The organism is Microcoleus sp. S1D4 (assembly GCF_036700765.1).
Lineage (GTDB): Bacteria > Cyanobacteriota > Cyanobacteriia > Cyanobacteriales > Microcoleaceae > Microcoleus.
In genome coordinates this window covers 29,394-47,198 of the sequence record NZ_JAUBPP010000019.1, presented here as the reverse complement: position 1 = coordinate 47,198, position 17,805 = coordinate 29,394, and the positions used below count along the sequence as shown (strand labels likewise).

12 protein-coding genes are annotated in these 17,805 nt (G+C 47.1%); 6 read left to right on the top strand and 6 right to left on the bottom strand.

Going from position 1 to position 17,805, the window contains the following annotated elements; genetic code table 11:
• Positions 1-247 precede the first annotated feature (247 nt).
• Genes QT998_RS19450 through QT998_RS19435 form a run of 4 tightly spaced genes read left to right on the top strand, consistent with a single transcriptional unit; the run spans position 248 to position 3,662 of the window.
• Positions 248-2,683 carry a dynamin family protein gene (locus QT998_RS19450; protein WP_333117134.1) on the top strand — a complete coding sequence of 812 codons (2,436 nt, stop codon included), beginning with the start codon at positions 248-250 and terminating at the stop codon, positions 2,681-2,683.
• A gap of 37 nt (positions 2,684-2,720) precedes the next feature.
• Complete coding sequence (locus QT998_RS19445) at positions 2,721-2,954, top strand: hypothetical protein (protein ID WP_333117132.1); 234 nt, start codon at positions 2,721-2,723, stop codon at positions 2,952-2,954.
• Positions 2,947-3,420, top strand: coding sequence for a KGK domain-containing protein (locus tag QT998_RS19440; RefSeq protein WP_333117131.1), 474 nt, complete (start codon positions 2,947-2,949; stop codon positions 3,418-3,420). The genes QT998_RS19445 and QT998_RS19440 overlap by 8 nt, the downstream gene beginning before the upstream one ends.
• Complete coding sequence (locus QT998_RS19435) at positions 3,417-3,662, top strand: HNH endonuclease (RefSeq protein ID WP_193972755.1); 246 nt, start codon at positions 3,417-3,419, stop codon at positions 3,660-3,662. Before QT998_RS19440 ends, QT998_RS19435 begins: the two co-directional genes overlap by 4 nt.
• Positions 3,663-3,703: 41 nt before the next feature.
• Here QT998_RS19435 and QT998_RS19430 read toward each other — a convergent pair whose 3' ends face one another.
• The gene (locus QT998_RS19430; RefSeq protein WP_333117129.1) at positions 3,704-7,567 is read right to left on the bottom strand and encodes a sugar-binding domain-containing protein; all 3,864 of its coding nucleotides are present in this window, start codon (positions 7,565-7,567) and stop codon (positions 3,704-3,706) included.
• A 349-nt stretch (positions 7,568-7,916) separates the two neighbouring features.
• On the opposite strand from QT998_RS19430, the gene QT998_RS19425 reads away from it, so the two are divergent.
• Positions 7,917-13,427: a PAS domain S-box protein gene (locus tag QT998_RS19425; RefSeq protein ID WP_333117127.1), complete on the top strand. Its 5,511-nt coding sequence runs from the start codon at positions 7,917-7,919 to the stop codon at positions 13,425-13,427.
• A 369-nt stretch (positions 13,428-13,796) separates the two neighbouring features.
• Here QT998_RS19425 and QT998_RS19420 read toward each other — a convergent pair whose 3' ends face one another.
• The gene (locus QT998_RS19420; RefSeq protein ID WP_333117125.1) at positions 13,797-14,336 is read right to left on the bottom strand and encodes a GIY-YIG nuclease family protein; all 540 of its coding nucleotides are present in this window, start codon (positions 14,334-14,336) and stop codon (positions 13,797-13,799) included.
• A 59-nt stretch (positions 14,337-14,395) separates the two neighbouring features.
• Positions 14,396-14,722 carry a hypothetical protein gene (locus QT998_RS19415; RefSeq protein WP_333092324.1) on the bottom strand — a complete coding sequence of 109 codons (327 nt, stop codon included), beginning with the start codon at positions 14,720-14,722 and terminating at the stop codon, positions 14,396-14,398.
• A 184-nt stretch (positions 14,723-14,906) separates the two neighbouring features.
• Between QT998_RS19415 and QT998_RS19410 the strand changes: the two genes are divergently transcribed.
• Positions 14,907-15,701 carry a hypothetical protein gene (locus QT998_RS19410; protein ID WP_333117124.1) on the top strand — a complete coding sequence of 265 codons (795 nt, stop codon included), beginning with the start codon at positions 14,907-14,909 and terminating at the stop codon, positions 15,699-15,701.
• Between the two features lie 45 nt (positions 15,702-15,746).
• Here the strand turns inward: QT998_RS19410 and QT998_RS19405 are convergent, their stop codons facing one another.
• From QT998_RS19405 to QT998_RS19395, 3 genes are all read right to left on the bottom strand, one after another.
• A complete protein-coding gene (locus QT998_RS19405; protein WP_333092321.1) occupies positions 15,747-15,929 on the bottom strand; it encodes a hypothetical protein in 183 nt (60 codons plus the stop codon).
• Positions 15,922-16,785, bottom strand: a complete 864-nt coding sequence (locus QT998_RS19400) for a sulfite exporter TauE/SafE family protein (RefSeq protein WP_333092320.1) — start codon at positions 16,783-16,785, stop codon at positions 15,922-15,924. The genes QT998_RS19405 and QT998_RS19400 overlap by 8 nt, the downstream gene beginning before the upstream one ends.
• Positions 16,786-16,893: 108 nt before the next feature.
• On the bottom strand, positions 16,894-17,736 hold the full coding sequence (locus tag QT998_RS19395; RefSeq protein ID WP_333092378.1) for a pentapeptide repeat-containing protein: 843 nt from the start codon (positions 17,734-17,736) through the stop codon (positions 16,894-16,896).
• Positions 17,737-17,805 lie beyond the last annotated feature (69 nt).

Here is a 17,805-nt window from a genome sequence, read left to right as displayed (position 1 = left end):
TTGGTATTACTACTAATTCTATTAAGCAATCCTCGATAACCTAAGTAAAATTACTGTTGCAATTATTTCTGAATTAGTCGAAAATTAACAACAAGTAATCCTAGATCCACTCCGACCAAGAAACCGGAATTTTTACTCAATCTGTCGGCTAAAACTGAATATTTAACCAAAAAATCCGGTTTCTGAACCCCCGTGCGTCCAGGATTAACTAAAGTAATTTTTCGACAATCAGGAGAAGTCGGCCGCCATGACTCAAATGCCGCCCCAATGCAACAATCTACAAGAGCAAGTTGACACTTTACTGCAACTACTGCGTCAAGAACCATCTTTGCGACAACAAGATATTACGGCGGTACAAGCGTCTCTAAAAAAGGCAATTTCTCCTGAATTTGAAATTGTGTTTGCGGGCGCTTTTAGTGCAGGAAAATCGATGTTGATTAATGCTTTGTTGGAGCGAGAATTGCTCTACAGTGCTGAAGGACACGCAACTGGTACTGAGTGTTACATCGCCTATGCTGAATCGGCCCAAAAAGAGCGCGTTGTTCTAACTTTTTCGAGCGAAGTTGAGATTCGCGCTCAAGTTTATGCTCTGTGCGAGCAGTTGAACTTAACTACTGAAATCAATATTAATCAAATAGATGTAGTAAAGATTTTATCTCAGGGATGTTTGATAATTATCGAAAAGGAAGGCGGAGAAAATAAATCGGAGCTAGCCAAACAAGCTAAGGCTTTGATACTGTTGCTAGAAGGTTTTGAAGCTAATCGCGAGCGCATCCAAGCTGTCGATAACGCTACTTATTCGATGGAACAGTTTAACTTTTCCAATCTCAAGGAAGCTGCTAGTTATGCGCGGCGCGGTAGCAACAGTGCTGTGCTGAAGCGAGTTGAATATTATTGTTACCATCCGCTGCTGAAAGATGGTAATATTATTATCGATACGCCGGGAATTGATGCGCCTGTCAAACAGGATGCGGAATTGACCTACGATAAGATTGAAAGCCCGGATACTTCGGCGGTTGTTTGTGTCTTGAAGGCTGCGTCGTCTGGGGAAATGACGACGGAAGAGACGGAGTTGATGGAGAAAACGCGATCGAATCCGGGAATTCGCGATCGGCTGTTTTACATTTTCAACCGCATTGACGAAACTTGGTACAACACGCAACTGCGACAGCGCTTAGAAAATCTGATTAATTCCGACTTTCGCGACACTACCAGAGTCTATAAAACCAGCGGGTTGCTGGGATTTTACGGGAGTTTGATTAGAGGGACAACCGGGCGCGATCGCTTTGGTTTGGATACAATATTTGCCGAAAGTCGCGATCGCCTTGATGCAGACACAAATTCGGGTAACAACAGCGAAAATAGTCAAGACACACCGCAATTTGTCAACGAATTTAACCGCTACTGCGCCAATTCTGGTAAACTATCTGCTAGCCAATTTCGGATTTCAGTTAACAGCTACGAAACCCCAAATCAAAACTATGTGCGGATTCTTGCAGAACAAGGTCAACCGTTAATCCAGCAATTAATTCAAGATAGCGGCATCGAAGATTTTCGCACAGCCATCACCGATTATCTCACCAAAGAAAAGCGCCCGCAACTGTTCAAAAATCTCGCTGACGATTTAGAAGATTTGTGCATTCAACTGCGGAAACAATACCAAACAATCCAGCGGAGTTTGGACAGCCAGCCCCGCGAAATTGAAGCGATGAAAGCCCAAGAACTTTTGCGGTTAAATCAAGAATTGCAGCAAGTTGGACAAGATTTTCGGGAACATATCGCCAAAGAAATCAATGAAATGATTATGAACAAATGCGATATCTTTGACATTGATTTTCGACAACTGCAATCTAGGATGATCCGCCGCTTGGATGAATTGTTAGACGGATTTTCGGTAGAGGCGGCTTACGGACGCACTTTGATGACTCATCCCCGCAATGCTACAGCACCTTTAATTGCTGTTTTAGTGGAAGCGCTTTATTATTTAGCGAATCAGTTGGAAGATATTTTAGTAGAGGCTACTAAGTCACTGATTGATAATTATTTCCAGTATCTGAAAGACAGCGTTCGCAAGTCGGAATACTATCGATTGCTTTATCGGTTGTTGGGGAACGATGGGGGAATTGAACAGCAGTTAGAGGAGTTGTCGCAGCGGGTTTCTAATGCTTTGGTGAATGCGGCGGGCGTGGAGTGCGATCGCTACGTGCGAGAAAGTCCCCGTTTTTACGACGAAGGAACGTTTTCGATTTACCAATTCCGGGAAACATTACAGCAAACATCTCAAGGTTACGATTGCGAAAACATGGTGGACGCGCAACCGGCAATTCGGCAATTGTTGCGGCTAGATTTTGAGCCAAAAGTATCTAGAACTATTCGGCAAACTTTCCGCCAAACTGTCAACCAAACGCTGAAAGAGCATTTGTTACCGATGGCGGAACAGCAAGCTGATGATATTTTGCAGAAATACAGTCAAGCCCGCGATTATTTGGAACAAACTTTAGCACAGGAAGCTGAGGAGAAAATTGCCAAGAATCGGCGGCTGCAAGATGAGAATGAAGAGAAAATTCAAGAGTACGATCGGGCGGTTTCTGGGATTAATGATTGTTTGCGGGCGATGAAGTTGCACGAGCATTTGTTGCCTGTAATTGTAGAAAACAATAGCGTTGCGGTGGATTTTGAGTAATGTGCTATAATAGCCAGCAAAGAGCGACTTTAATTATATGAACATTCGCCAAAAACTTCTAACAATAATCGAGCAACTTCCAGATGATAAGTTGGCAATACTTCTCAACCTCGCGCTGTTTTTGACAACAGGGAAAGAATCTTTTCAACCGATGCTTGAATCTCAAGCTTATCAAGATTGGCTGAGTGCGGAAAATGACATTTATGACGAAATATTTGCCGACCTATCCATCAAACATTCGCGTTCATCTGCGGTTAAAACTCATGGCTAAAAAACCTATTAGGTTAGATGTCAATATGGAAGATAAATTTGATTTTCACAACTGCGGTAATGATGATGCTTTATCTTTCGATAACGCAATGCTTAAAGTGGAAAAACTCAAGGAAACAGTAAATGGAGTTTTGCCTGAAAATGGGTTGGGACAGACACTAAATAGTTCGTTAAGCAAACAGAATCTATATATTAATGTCGGTTTAACTACTGACCTACAACCTAATGCTTATGAGAACTGGTTTGGTGAAGGTATAGATTGTGAAATTCTCAGAGTGGGAGCTCAGGGCTGGAAAAAAGGAAAGATTAAGCTCAAACTCAATGTCACTATAGAGTTTTGTCCAGATGAACCAAAAGTTGAAGAAACACCAGAAAACAATCAATTAGAAATTAGCCCTCCAGAATCACCCCTTGACGATTTGCGCCGCCAACTACTAAACCCGGAAAATCAACCGCACAATTCATGACTAAAACCCCTAGAATTCGTATTCCACCCGAAGTCAGAAAATACGTATTTACTCGCAACAAATACCAGTGCCAAAGCTGCGGCCAAACCAAACTAGAAGCAGAACTGACGATCGATCATATCATCCCCCTAGGGCGCGGCGGCAGCAACGACATCAGCAACCTGCAAACCCTCTGCCGCCCCTGTAACCAAAGGAAAACCGACAAACTAGACCCGCGCTTTAAGCGACACTTTGACCTGTGATATCCTCCATAACATCCGCGTTAATCTGTGGTTAAAAACTCCTACCATCGATAATATCGATAAGGATCGTCCCCATTCTCAAAATCCGCCTTATAATCCCAGTGATAAAACTCCCGACTCGAACCGTTAAACACAGATCCATCCGCCTTAAAAGTCGCCCCTAAATTAGCCAAAATCTGAGCATTTGCCCGAGTTTGCCGCCAGCGAGTAAAACGCAAATAAGTCTTATCATCCGCATTCAAACTGTCCGGGTCAATTTGAGAGAAAATCGCCACACCCTTACCAACTTGTACGCGACTTAACAAACCGTCACCACCGATTTCTCCCCCAGACTTAATCAACCAAGTATCATAAAAAGAGCGCGATCGCAAATCTGAACTGCTAAGCCCCTTCACCTCATCCCAACTCGGAACCGCCAGCGAACCACCGAAATCCTTCGCCTGCTGCAAACCCACGCCCAACGCCGCCACAGGCACTTGACGCGGCAAGAAAAACGCCTTCCCGCCAGCATTCAAATAACCGCGCAAATCGGCATCTTTCAGATTCGCTTCGGCCCCCACAATTGCCAAACCCACATCCTCAGAAAGCGCATTAGCCCGCTGATAAAATACCCCCAAACTGTCCAAGTTTTGGGCATCCTTGTCTCCCCCAATTAAAACAACTTTATCCGGCTTTCCAAGCACCGGAGAAGTCATCCCGTAACTCATAATTTGTTGCACTAACTGCGCCGCCCCACCATCTACAGAATAATGATCTTCCAAATCCAACTCGTTTAAGATCAACCGCCCTTTTCCATAATCCAATTCCATCAGCGGCGAATAAGCTAAATCAAACTCAGATTCCAAAATAGGCCGCCAACCGCTGCGGTGTGGCTTCTCAATAGCAGCGCTGCTGACACCGCCGCGATTTCCCCAATGCCAGCCGTACCAAGGCATACGTGCCGGACTAATTTTTACGCCTGTTTCCATCATATCTGGATAGGCTTCAAGCAGCGTGCTTTCGCCAGTCCAATCGCGCAAATCTTCACTGTCTAAACCGATAACTGCAGGATGGTTGCTATCAACTGGATAAGCGCGGCGGCTGACGTGGGGGGCAACCCGGAAACCCATGTTTTCCAGCCATTCTGGCCCTTGGGGAAATACAATTGCTTTGCCGCCATTGCGTACAAAATTTTCTAAACTTCCAGGCAATTTTTCCCCGCTAGAAAACGCTTCCCTACCGATAATTAATAGGGATGAAACTTGCGAACCGTTCCAGGGCACAAGCTGATGGCCTAGCTGTTTTAACATTGCCGAGGTTTTGCCCGCCGGATCGAAAATTGCAACCTCATCTTTGATTTTGCTTCCATTGGTAAACACCCGGAAAGCGAATTTATCGGAATGCGGGCGATCGCCCACTCGCGCAGTCAAGCGAATTTCGCCGTCAGTCTTGCTGTAAACGGTATTTGGTAATTTTACATCAATTGGGAAGAATAGCGTGGCTGCTGGCTGAATAACTCCTTTCTTCTCGCCTTCTTTTACTTCGTTCCCTCCCACCAAAACCCGCCAATCAAATGCAAATTCTTGCGGTGTCCTGGTATCGTTAATTAACACTACTTGCTTGGCCATTTTCCCGCCCACAAAAAAGTTATGGTCTTTGGCAGTAAATACCGGATTAGCACCAGCTATCCAAGCCAAAGTCGAGCTATTATTATTCATAATTGCCTCGCCGCCCGGATGAATAGTGTAAGCTTCTGGCTGCAAGTAATTCAAATAATTATTCGAGACTTGCTTCAAATAAACTCCTCGCTGCCCCGCTTGAAATGCCCCCATATCCACCTTATTTCTGCCAGCATCAGAAAGTTCCCAACCGTGTCCGTCATTCCAAGGAATCATCCCTCCAGACATTCCAAAAGTCCGCCAACTCCGCCAAGTATTTGTGCTGAATAACTCCTGCAACTTTTGAAAAGCTGGTGCAAAATCTAAATCCTTGTTAAAATGCCAGCTTTTATACTTTTGACCTTTGACAAATTGCTCGGGAATTTTAGCTTTATAAGCCGTACTTTCCAACTCATAAGCCTGGTTGCCCAAATAAATTGCCGCAAACTCAGTCATCCAAGGTTCGCTGAGAATGGCCTGACTAAAACCTTGGCGGTTTCGCATCATGGTGACGTGCAACGGTGTCCCAAATTCCACTACCATGTAGGGCATTTCTCCGGTTTTACTCCATTCGGAAATCCACTCTTCTCTCTCTTGCAGCGGAATCATATTTAAATAAGAATTCAGTGCATAAACATCGCCAAAGTTTGCTCCTTGGTGTACCATCACGGGTCTGGTAGGGTCGGCTGATTTAATAGCAGCTAAAGCATCATTGCCGAAGAGAGTCTTGATGGGCATGGGATCTCTGTCCCATTTCCTGAGAGTTCCTTCTATTTTGCTTTTGCCGATTTGGCGGGGATTTTGGTCTTCACTATTGCCAAAATAATTAGGACTTGTTGCCCACATTAATACTGATGGATGATTGCGGTAACGGCGCATTTCTGTCATCATTCGCGCTTTCCAGCGGTCTCTATATAGGGAGTTTTTCCACTTGCCGTTCCAAGCGATCGGACTAATATCTAAGGCCGGCACCATAATTGGAAAACCTTTGAGATCAGCTCTTTCTGATAACAGTTCTCGAAAGTGCCACCGACCCCGTTCGTCGTGATTCCAAGGCCAGGTTTCTACTATGTTAAAACCTGCTTTCATGTAGTTTTCAATTAATTTATCAGCAACTTCTACTATGCCGCTTTCCCAAGAACCATCTGAGTGCAAGATTGGGCGGAGGCGAAACTCTGTGCCGTTGAAGAAAAATTTGCGCCCTTCTATCCAAAATTCGCGGAAGCCGAAAGGTTGGTTGTATTGGGTGTCGATGCCGCTGCCTTTTACTTCTAATTGCAGGGTGTAAAGGTTGGGTTTTTCTAGATCCCAAATGCGGGGATTTTGCCAGTCCCACTGCACTTTTACTGTTTGAATTGGTTTGGCTTTGACGGTGGCGGTGCCTATAAATTTTTGTTCTACTTTGCCTTGTTCATCGAGCATTTGCGCGATTAGTTGAACTTGCCCATTTTGGGAAACGTCTTTGAGTTCTATATCTAATTTAACTTGCTTTTTTCGGGTGGAGGTTTGGACGAATACGTCGCTGACTAGCGGGCCTGGGGGAACGCTGAGGAGTCGCACTTCGCCGATGATTCCCCGCGATTGTAGCTTAGATTTTGTTGTATAAATTTCTGTGGGACTCATAATCACGGCTTTGTCTTTTTCTTCGGAGACTGCCGCGACTAAAATAGATAGGGTGTTGTCACCTGGTTTGACTGCTTTGGTAATTTCAACAGTACCGTAAGGCCATTCGATTTGACCGCAGTTAATGCCGTTGACAAAGATTACTGCATCGGTGCTGACTCTGGCTAAGTCAATAAAAATTCGGCGGTTTTTCCAGTTGTCGGGAATGTTGGCTGTTTGTTGGTACCAAGCTTTTGATAGTTGTTCGCGGTTGAAGTTTTCCCAATCTTTGCCGCTGCCGCGAGTGATGATTCCGGGTACGGATTGGTTGTTTTCTTTTTGCCAGTCTCCAGGCACCCAGATAGAACCCCAACTTGGGGAGACGGGGGGGTTTTGGGTGTTGCCAACTGCGGGGACAAATTGCCACTTTCCGTTGAGATAGATTTGGGATCGTTTGTTGTCGATCGCCCGAATGGCCGCGATGGTAAGATTGGGAAAGCCGATCGACGATATCGCACTGTTACTGACCGAATTGGGATTTTGAAGCGCGTAACCCATGAATCCGAAGACGGTGGCGGCTGCGAAGAATAATCCGATAATTTTTGCCAGCTTGTGATTCACCTTAAGTTTCTCCCAGACATGGGTGGAGCAAATTTGTCCCTTCATTTATCATAAGCTGCAGCCTCCATAAATTGCTCGGTTCCGGCGACTGGGGAGAGGGAGAGGGGAGAGGGGAGAGTGGGAGATGGGGAGAGGGGGAGAGTGGGAGAGGGGGAGATGGGGAGAGTGGGAAAAAGATTCTATTTTGCTTCTGACTGTTAACTGTTGACTGATGACTGATGACTAATGACTGTTGACTGTTGACTGATGACTTCCATAAATCTGTCTCTGGGAAGATGGCACGGCGCGGACAAATCTGGTTTGGTATAGAAAAAACCCATAGTTAGTTTTAACACTCTTGTTTCACCCGCAGAAGAAATAGCACGATCGCGCGATCGCCACAGGTCAACAAAAAATGAGTTGGTTTCAGGTCTTGCCCTTGCCCATTAAATCCTACAGCCTTGCTACATTTAGCGCCGCCACGGCCTTACTGCTGACAACTCTGTTAGTCTTTGCATTTCAGGCAACTCCTGCAATATTACTTTTGGCCGTTGCAATGGTTAGCGCTTGGTATGTTGGCTTAAAGTCCTCTGAACAAGAACTTGAAATAGAACGCCAGATTATTAAAAAAGTAATTGACACTTCGGCTTGCTTGATTGTAGTTCTTGACAGCCAAGGACGGATTGTCCGGTTCAACCAAGCTTGTGAAAAAGCCACAGGCTACTCGGCAGCAGAAGTTGTGGATCAATATGTTTGGGATCTATTTTTAATTCTCGAAGAAATAGAACCTGTTCAAACAGTTTTTGCTAAACTCAACGCGGAAAATTATTACAGCGAATATCAAAATTATTGGCGGACTAAAAACGGCGACAGGCGCTTCATTTCTTGGTCTAATACAGTGATGGTCGATGGCGATGGTGTGGTAGAATATGCGATCGCCACTGGCATCGATATTACCGATCGCAAAACAGCAGAAATAGCCCTAGCTTCATCCTACACCCAGCTAGAAACCCGCGTCAAACAGCGGACGGCAGAACTGACAGTAGCTAAAGAAGCACTGCAAGCTCAAGAAGAACGATTTCGCTGCTTGAGTTCCTGTTCGCCGATGGGGATTTTCATGGCGGATTTTGAGGGGCGCTACACCTATGCAAACCCGCGCGCTCAGGCGATTTTTGGCTTGAGTTTGGCAGAACTTTTAGGAAACGGTTGGGAGAATTGCATTCACCCGGAAGACTGCGATCGCGTATTGGGCCGATGGCTGGATTATACTCGCAAAGGTGGGGAATATGCGATCGAATATCGCCTGGAAACAGCAGAGAAAATTGTCCGCTGGATTAACGTTTGTTCCTCGCCGATGTTCTCCGACTCCGGCGAACTCATCGGATACGTGGGCACGGTGCGAGATGTCACCGAAAGACAACAAGCGCAAGCAGCTTTGTCTAACAGCGAACAGCAACTGAGAACGCTGCTAGAAAATACGCCAGATATGATTATCCGCACGGACAAAGAACTGCGCTATATTTATGTTAATCAAGCAGTTGCCAGAAGCCAAGGAAAACCCGTTTCATTCTTCCTCGGCAAAACCAGTCAAGACTTAGGAATGCCGCCAGAACTGTGCCAGATGTGGGACGAAACCCTGCACAAAGTGTTAGAAACAGGCAGAGAAGAAATCATCGAATTTAAGGCGCACTCAACCGACGGTATCAGAAGCTATCAATCTCGCGTAGTTCCAGAATTTAACAAAGAGGGCGCAGCAGAATCAGTATTAATTGTCGCCCGCGATATCACAGAACTCAAACTTGCAGAAACTCAAAGATTGCAGTTAAAAATCGAGCTAGCAGCCAGGGAAAAAGCGGAAAAAGAACAGCAGCGGTCGGCATTTTTAGCAGAAGCTAGCAAAATGCTGACTGCGGCATTTGACGGGGAAACGGTGCTGCAAAATATCGCAGAATTAGCAGTAAATTTGATCGCTGACGGGTGCTGCATTTATTTGACCGAAATCGGCTCAAAAGTGCGCCGCGCGGCTGTAGCTCACGCAGAGTCCTCTGCGGTTGATATTCTGAATAACTTGAAAATCCGCAGCCCGATCGCCTCTGATGCTGTTAACGGCTATCCGCTGGTAATTCGCACCGGAAAATCGGAACTAATTGTCGAAGTGGATGAAGAGATTTTAGCAGCAGCAGCCGAAGATACAGCAGAAATGAAAACATTGCGCTCGCTCAATATCGGCTCCCACGCTTGCGTACCGCTCTTAGCGCGCGGGCGGGTAATAGGTGCTATTACCTGCTTTACATCTAAATCTGGCAGTCGCTACAATTCCCAAGACATGGCAATGTTAGAAGATTTAGCATACCATGTCGCTTTTGCCCTAGACAATGCCAGACTTTATGCAGAAGCGCAACAAGCACTATCTCAAACAGCGCAATCGTTTGCCTTAATTGACTCGCTCCTAGAAGCATCTCCCCTGGCGATTTGCTTTGTCGATCGCGAAATGCGCTTCATCCACATCAATCAAGTTTTAGCAGAACTCAACGGTTTGTCCGCCGAACAGCATCTAGGTCAAGACTTCCGCCAATTGTTCCCAGAATCGGCGCACAAATTTGCACCAATAATTCAGCAAGTTCTCGACTCCGGCGAATCGGTTTTAAACGTAGAAATTAGCGGCGAAAATCTTGGAAAACTCGGAGAGTTTGGCTATTTGCTCGGCAACTACTACCCAGTCAAAAATGAAAGGGGAGAAATCATCGGTGCCGGCATAATTTTCGCAGATATTACCGCAGCAAAACAAACCGAAATAGCTTTAACAGAAAGCGAAACGCGGTTCCGCAGCGTGGTAGAATCTACCATGCTCGGCATCGGTTTCTGGGATGCGGAGGGTGAAGTTACAGACGCTAACGATGCCTTGCTGGAAATGATCGGATATACAAGGGAAGAGTTGGTTTCGGGACAGATCCGCTGGCTGGATATCACGCCTGCGGAATACACAGAACTCGATCGCGCTGCTGTAGCGCAAGTCGCAGCATCAGGAAGTTGCGAGCCTTATGAAAAAGAATTTATCCGCTCAGACGGCACGCGCCTCCCAATTTTAATCGGGGGCGGAAACTTGGAAGGATGCACAAACAAAGGATCGTTCTTCGTACTCGATATCACCGATCGCAAACAAGCTCAAAACCAGCTCCGAGAAAACGAAACACGCCTTCGCAACCAACTAGCAGAACTCGACTTAGTTTACAACACTACACCGGTCGGGATGTCCTTTGTCGATACCAATTTGCGCTACATCCGCATCAACAAATGCCTCGCTCAGATCAACGGCAGATCGATCGCCGATCACATCGGGCGCACCATCAGAGAAGCGATTCCCGAAATCGCCGATAAACTAGAGCCGATTTACCTGCAAGTGCTGGCGACGCAAACCCCCGTGCTCGACTTAGAAATTAAGGCCGAAACGCTGCAACAGCCGGGATTAGTGCGGGATTGGCTAGTCAGCTTTTATCCTGTAAGCGACGAATCGGGAACCCTGTTGGGAGTCAGCAGCGCGATCGCCGAAATCACCGATCGCAACCAAGCAAAACGGGTAATCCAGCAAAGCGAAGCTTTATTCCGGCGGCTGTTAAATTCCAATATTTTCGGAGTCGCGATCGGAGATTTTAGCGGCCGCATCGCCTACGCCAACGACTGCCTGCTCAACATGGTCGGCTACACCCGATCGGACGTGCTCTCAGGTCAAATGCGGTGGGACAGGATGACACCCCCCGAATACCTGCACCTCGACGCCTTGGCGGCCGGGGAACTGCGGGATTCGGGAGTCGCAACTCCTTTCAAGAAAGAGTACATCCGCAAAGACGGCAGCCGCGTGCCGATGCTGATGGGCGGGACGACTTTGTGCCCGGACAAGGGCGAACCAGAGACGATCGTCGCATTTTACATCGACTTGACCGAAACCTCCAGGGTGGAAGCGGAACTCAAAAACAATCAAGAACGGCTGCAAATCGCTCAGCAAGCAGGCAAAATCGGAACTTTTGAATGGAACGTCGAAACAGGGGAACTCGCGTGTACGCCGGAATTAGAGGCTTTGTACGGACTGCCGGTCGGCGGTTTCGACAGCAGCTATCAGAATTTGCTGGCAATGGTGCATCCAGACGATCGCGCTTTCACTCAACAGCAGTTGCAGGCGGCGGTGGCATCCGGGGAGGAATTAAACATTGAGTTCCGCATTTGCCGTCCCGACAGCAGCATCGGCTGGATTGCTTGCAGGGCTAAGGTGTTTCAGAACGAGATCGGTTTGTCCCAGCGGGCGATCGGGGTAAACGTCGATATCACCGATCGCAAACAAGCAGAAGCAGCGCGATCGCAAACCAACCAAACTTTGGAAGCCTTGATTCAAGCTTGTCCCCTAGGAATTACGGTTGTTAGCGCCGACGACGGCATTGTGAAAATGTGGAACCCAGCAGCCGAAAGGATTTTTGGCTGGTCAGAATCAGAGGCGAAAAATCAATTTTTGCCCTCCATTCCCCCAGACAAGCGGGAGGAATTCAGCGCTAAGTTGAAAAAAATTAGTCAAGGAAAGGGGCTCGCGGGGATTGAAACCCAGCGCCAACGGAAAGACGGCAGCACGATCGACATCGGTTTGTGGGCAACTCCAGTCCGCGACGCTCAAGGCAATATTAACTGTATGTCGATCGTCGCCGACATCAGCGATCGCAAGCAAGTAGAGGCAGAACTCGCTCAGTTGCTCGATCGCGAACAAGCCGCGCGCGCGGAAGCAGAAGACATCAACCGCCTGAAAGACGAGTTTCTCGCCACGCTTTCCCACGAACTCCGCACGCCTTTAAATGTGATTCTGGGCTGGGCGCAGAGGCTGCGCGGCCTCCCCTACACTGAAGATGATTTAGCTAGCGGTTTGGAAGCGATCGAGCGTCAGTCAAGGGTGCAGGTGCAGCTAGTCGAAGATTTGCTCGACGTTTCCCGGATTATTCAAGGCAAACTGGCTCTGAAAGACGGCTGGTTCGTCATGGCAAACGCGATCGAAATTGCTCTGAGTTCAGTCATGTTTGCCGCCCAGGCTAAGTCTGTGACAGTTTCCTCGGAATTAGACCCTACAGTCAAATTGATGTGGGGCGACGCGCAGAGGTTGCAGCAGGTAGTCTCGAATTTGCTGACAAACGCCGTCAAGTTTACGCCAACGGGCGGAACTGTGAAACTGCGTTTGTCGGCGGTAGCTGTGGCTAATTCCCCATCACCTAATTACCTGCAAATTACTGTCAGCGATACCGGAAAAGGCATTTCAGCAGAGTTTCTGCCCTACGTGTTCGATCGCTTCCGACAAGCAGACGGGTCGATTACTCGGGCTGACAGCGGTTTGGGACTGGGATTGGCGATCGTCCGGCACTTGGTGGAACTCCACGGCGGCACTGTACGCGCCGAAAGTCCGGGTAAAAATAGGGGTGCGACATTCACCGTCATGCTGCCCCTCAAACAGCGGATCGGCAAGCAGCGGCAGTTGAGAGAGGAAAGGAAAGCCCCTCAAATCCGTCGGGGTATGTTAGCCGATTTAAAGGTGTTGGTTGTTGACGACGAACCCGACAACCGGGAGTTTTTGATTGTCGCCCTCGAACAGTTGGGGGCGCAGGCGACTGCGGCTGCAACGGCTGCGGAGGCGATCGACATTTTGCAGCAGTCGCCGCCGGATATTCTAGTCAGCGACATCGGGATGCCCGTTGAGGACGGCTACTCGCTGATCCGCCAAGTGCGATCGTCCCAATCTGACAAAATCAAGCGCTTGCCGGCGGTTGCGCTGACAGCCTATGCTAGCGAACAAGACCGCGATCGGGCGATCGACGCCGGTTACGACGAACATTTAGCAAAGCCGATCGATCCTGCTCGATTCGCCTCAGTTTTAGCCAAATTAAACGTGCAAAAGTAGTGCAGGTTCGTAGACAGGACTTGAGTCAGCAGCTTTTTACGAACTCAATTCCGCACTGCGAACGAACTGTTTTTGTGACGTTTTACGAACTCCTATCAAATCGGTTAGCATCGGAATGATTCAGATATATATTCTCGGACTCTGTGTACTCTGCGTACTAATAAGGTTAAATCATTCCGATGCAAGCGGAAACGATATCATATCAAATCCTCTCTTCACCGGAATAGTAAATTAACTGTTGACTGTTGACTGTTAACTGTTAACATCATGTATGAATGCAACCGGAATTGATATCAATTCCTCACTACGAACCTTTTTTGTTACGATCGTAGACAGAACATGACAACGTACCCAAAATCAGCAACGCCCTTATTTTAAATCCAACAATCCGCTAGTTTTCAACTTGGGATTAAACCGGATTTCTTCAGTTACACCGCGAGCTTTGAGCAGCGATAAAATTTGATTTTCCACCCGGCGCGCTACATTTTTTAACAATTTATCTTTGGCAAGTTCATCAGCAACAATACCTTCATAATTTGCCACTTCTTGGGCTGTCATCACAGTTTTGGTGTCGATGGGATCGTTCCACTTGGCTGCATCGGCACCGTTACCCTGGGGCTGCGAGCCGTTTTCAGCAATCCAACTCGATCGGATGTTTTCGAGTATAGTGCGGTTTGGTCGATCGATAATTTGGACTTTCAGCCAGTAGCAATATTCGGTTTGGCGTACCAAATGCTGTTTCAGGCTGAGGTAAGTATCGCGAGAATAGCCGACAAATTGCAGAATTTGATCGCTATCAAAAATCGCATAAACGCCAATTTTTCCCTGGACAAAATCGGGCAATTTTCCCTCGGAGTCAATGTAGGGAATGAATTCTAAGCTAGCGAGAGGCTGAATGTCTTCTGTCATCCGATTTTAGATTTTAGATTTTAGATTTTAGATTAAACCACAAATTAACCGACCTTTACCTAATTCCTAAAAACGCGATAAACTGCACAGAGGCGGCTGGGTTTAAATATTTTGGCTTGAAACATGAAATTGGGCGGGACGTTGACGATCGCAAAATCCCTCGATTGGTGATACTGTTCAAATTCCGCAGGCATTCCCTTCGGCGTGTCGCTGCTGTAGGGCACTGGCTGAAAAAGTAACTCCGCAAACTCAAGGCGCGAACACTGTAATTGCAGCGCTATTTGTTGGAGAAAGCTTTCACCAGTCAACAAACCGAACAGTAGAGCTTTAGCATCCGGTTCGAGGACAAAACTGTTATCGTAGCTTTCAATAATCTTGAGACCCATTTTCTATATACTCCTGACAGACACCGGCGCATTCTGAATTTTACCCGACAGTGGCGATCGGCAAAAGGTCAGTTAAAATATCACAGTCTCGAATTTTTAAGAAATAGCCCGGATTTATTTGCCGATCGCTTTTATCATGTCCATATCGAAAACGAATCATCTACCAGACAACGACTACAAGTCTATGCAGAAAATCGAAAACGCATCACTCCCAGCTTTGAGAATTTCCCTAAACCAGCCGGATTGGCTAGAATTGGCAGAATACGCCTCTATTGCCGGTTCAGCGATTGGCACGATTGCTGCGGGATTGTCGGGCCAAATTCTCTACGCGGCAGCCCCCTTAACCGCAGCGATATCGCTGAATATAGCCAATCGCCAGCGTTTTGAGCAACAAATGCAACAAAAGGCAAATTCTGCGATCGCGGAGGTACAGGCCGCAGCAGCAGGTCGATCGCAGCAAGTTCAGTTGCTACCTGGAGAACCAGCAGAACTTTACACGGCAGTATCCGACTTGAAACAAAAAATCCTCAGTTTGGAATCGAGTGCTATCAGCGACTTGCAAGCAGCCGTAGCATCCCTGGAACGAGCGCAGGCGCTACCTGCTGATTCTCAAGAGCTCTACACCATCCTGTCGGATTTGCGAGAAAACCTCCGCATCTTGGAAAATAGCGCCCTCAGAGAGGATGATTGGCAAAATGTCAACGTCCGATTTTTATTGATGGACGAAAAGTTAACTGAGGTGAGAACTATTACAGCTCAGTTGCAGGAGCGATCGAACGAAGTAGACTTCGATACAATCCAAGGTTCTCTCAAGCAATTGCAGGACTTGCTCGATCGACCGGCAATAGACGCAGGGGCAATGCAAACCGAGATCAAGCATTTGTACGAGCAAGTTTCCGAGTTGCAGCGGCAAAATCAAGAAATTGTCAAGCCTTATTTGCAGCGTCTGACTCGCGCCGTCAAAAAACTCAGTCAGTAGTCATTAGTCATTAGTCATTAGTCAGTAGTCAGTAGTCATTAGTCATTAGTTATTTGTTGGTTGTGGTTTTTTTCTAGGTTTTTTGTGAGTAGTTGGGGAACACAACCAATAACCAATTTCCCATTCCCTGCGCGGGCCGATGCCCAATTCCCAATTCCCAATTCCCAATTCCCAATTCCCCATTCCCAATTCCCCATTCCCCCATTCCCCCATTCCCCCATTACCCATGACTAAATATTTGCCAAGCTTGCCAGAAAACATAAATCGATAGAATTGCCAAGAGCGATCGAAAAGCTAAACTAACAATACGATCGGGCAATCTCGGCAAAAATCGCGTACTGATTTGCGCCCCCAACAAACCGCCGCCGCCAAGAATTAACCCCACATCCCACAAAACATTCCCGCGCGCCGCGTGTCCCGCCGTCGCCGAAATAGCAGTGATGACGATTACACCCAAGCTGGTTTGAATGGCAGTTTTAATGCTTTCTCCTAACAGCAAAATTTGCAGAGGAACCATAATCACGCCACCGCCTACCCCGAACAAACCCGCTAATAAACCCGCCGCACTGCCGGTAGCAATTTTAGCAAAAGTTGGATGGAATATAATATTTGAATTATTGGGTAATTCGTGATTGGTAATTGGTAATTGAGCATTTTCTTCTTGTCCCGCTTGTCCTCCCAGTTCCCCTTGTTCTAGTTCCGCTTTCTTCTTAGCTGTCAGACGCTTGCGAACTTCAATCAAATAAATATTTAACCACAGCAACAACCCAAAAGTAAGTAACAGCAAGTAAGGCGGAAATATCCCCGCCAAATAAGCACCGATTTGTGCTGTGATGACGGCTGGAAATCCGATGCCTGCGACTTGGCTCAAGCTGAGGTAGCCCATGCGCCAATTCTGGATGCTGCCAGAAATAGCTGTAATGACGATCGACAAACTGCTAGTAGCAACCGCTTGCACCGGAGCGTAATTGAGAGCCACCAACAAAGGCACGAGCACCGTACCGCCGCCGATACCCAAAAATCCAGCTAGAATTCCGGCAAAAATTCCCGCCGCACCCAACATCAATAATTCAGTGATAGTCATTAGTCATTAGTCATTAGTCAGTAGTCAGTAGTCAACAGTCAACAATCAACAGTCAACAATCAACAGTCAACAATCAACAGTCAACAGTCAACAATCAACAATCAAATTTTAAGAATCATTAGTCGTGCCATCGGGCATAATTGCCCGCCTCAAATCTGCATCGCGGAAGTTAGTTCGATTGAGATTAGCATCAATCAAAACCGCTTCCACCAAAACAGCCCCGCTAAAATTAGACCAGCACAGCTTGGCACGGTACAAATTAGCCCCGCTCAAATTAGCTCTTGCCAACGTTGACCAACTAACATTAGCAACTCTCAAATTAGCATTACTCAGATTAGCGTCGGTGAGATTAGCTCCAACCATAGTTACTTGGCGCAAATCTGCACCAGTCAGGTTGGCCCCGCTCACCATCGCCCCGCTGAGAATTGCCTGAGTCAGATTAGCTCTTTCTAAAAGCGACTCGCTGAGGATGGCATTTGTCAGGTTTACCGCTTTGAGAGTTGACCAACTCAAATTTGCCTTCATCAAATTAATGCGAATCATGCTAGCGTCGGTTAAGTTGGCCGCAAACAAATTCGCTTCGGTAAAGTTGGCTTCGGTCAAATTAGCTTCGGTCAAATTAGCCTTGGTCATGTTGACTTCTCTCGCCATTGATCCGCGCAGGTTGGCTCCCATCAGGTTAGCCCCGCTGAGATTGGCCCGGCTCAAATCGGTACCGATGAGATTTGCTTCGCTGAGGTTGGCTTCTGTCATGTCCACCCCTGCCAATTTCACCTCGCGCAAGTTCGCTCCCGTCAGGTTAGCGCCTTTAAGGTTTGCGTCTTGGAAATTCGATCTGGTAAAGTTAGCCTCGCTGAGGTTTACCCCTTTTAAGTCGGCCCCGACGAGGTTAATCTCTCGAAAATTTCTTTCTCCGGCCGCATATTGCCTCAGAATTCGATCGGCCTCCATGTCATTCGCCTCGCAATTTTTTTTAAACGTTAGAGTGATGGGTGTTACCACATCATCCCAGATAACCAC

Coding starts and splice junctions, on each gene's coding strand:
- QT998_RS19450 (WP_333117134.1), top strand. CDS start 248: ATGACTCAAATGCCGCCCCAATGCAACAATCTACAAGAGCAAGTTGAC.
- QT998_RS19425 (WP_333117127.1), top strand. CDS start 7,917: ATGAGTTGGTTTCAGGTCTTGCCCTTGCCCATTAAATCCTACAGCCTT.
- QT998_RS19395 (WP_333092378.1), bottom strand. CDS start 17,736: ATGGAGGCCGATCGAATTCTGAGGCAATATGCGGCCGGAGAAAGAAAT.
- QT998_RS19420 (WP_333117125.1), bottom strand. CDS start 14,336: ATGACAGAAGACATTCAGCCTCTCGCTAGCTTAGAATTCATTCCCTAC.
- QT998_RS19440 (WP_333117131.1), top strand. CDS start 2,947: ATGGCTAAAAAACCTATTAGGTTAGATGTCAATATGGAAGATAAATTT.
- QT998_RS19405 (WP_333092321.1), bottom strand. CDS start 15,929: ATGGGTAATGGGGGAATGGGGGAATGGGGGAATGGGGAATTGGGAATG.
- QT998_RS19445 (WP_333117132.1), top strand. CDS start 2,721: ATGAACATTCGCCAAAAACTTCTAACAATAATCGAGCAACTTCCAGAT.
- QT998_RS19435 (WP_193972755.1), top strand. CDS start 3,417: ATGACTAAAACCCCTAGAATTCGTATTCCACCCGAAGTCAGAAAATAC.
- QT998_RS19430 (WP_333117129.1), bottom strand. CDS start 7,567: ATGAAGGGACAAATTTGCTCCACCCATGTCTGGGAGAAACTTAAGGTG.
- QT998_RS19410 (WP_333117124.1), top strand. CDS start 14,907: ATGCAGAAAATCGAAAACGCATCACTCCCAGCTTTGAGAATTTCCCTA.
- QT998_RS19400 (WP_333092320.1), bottom strand. CDS start 16,785: ATGACTATCACTGAATTATTGATGTTGGGTGCGGCGGGAATTTTTGCC.
- QT998_RS19415 (WP_333092324.1), bottom strand. CDS start 14,722: ATGGGTCTCAAGATTATTGAAAGCTACGATAACAGTTTTGTCCTCGAA.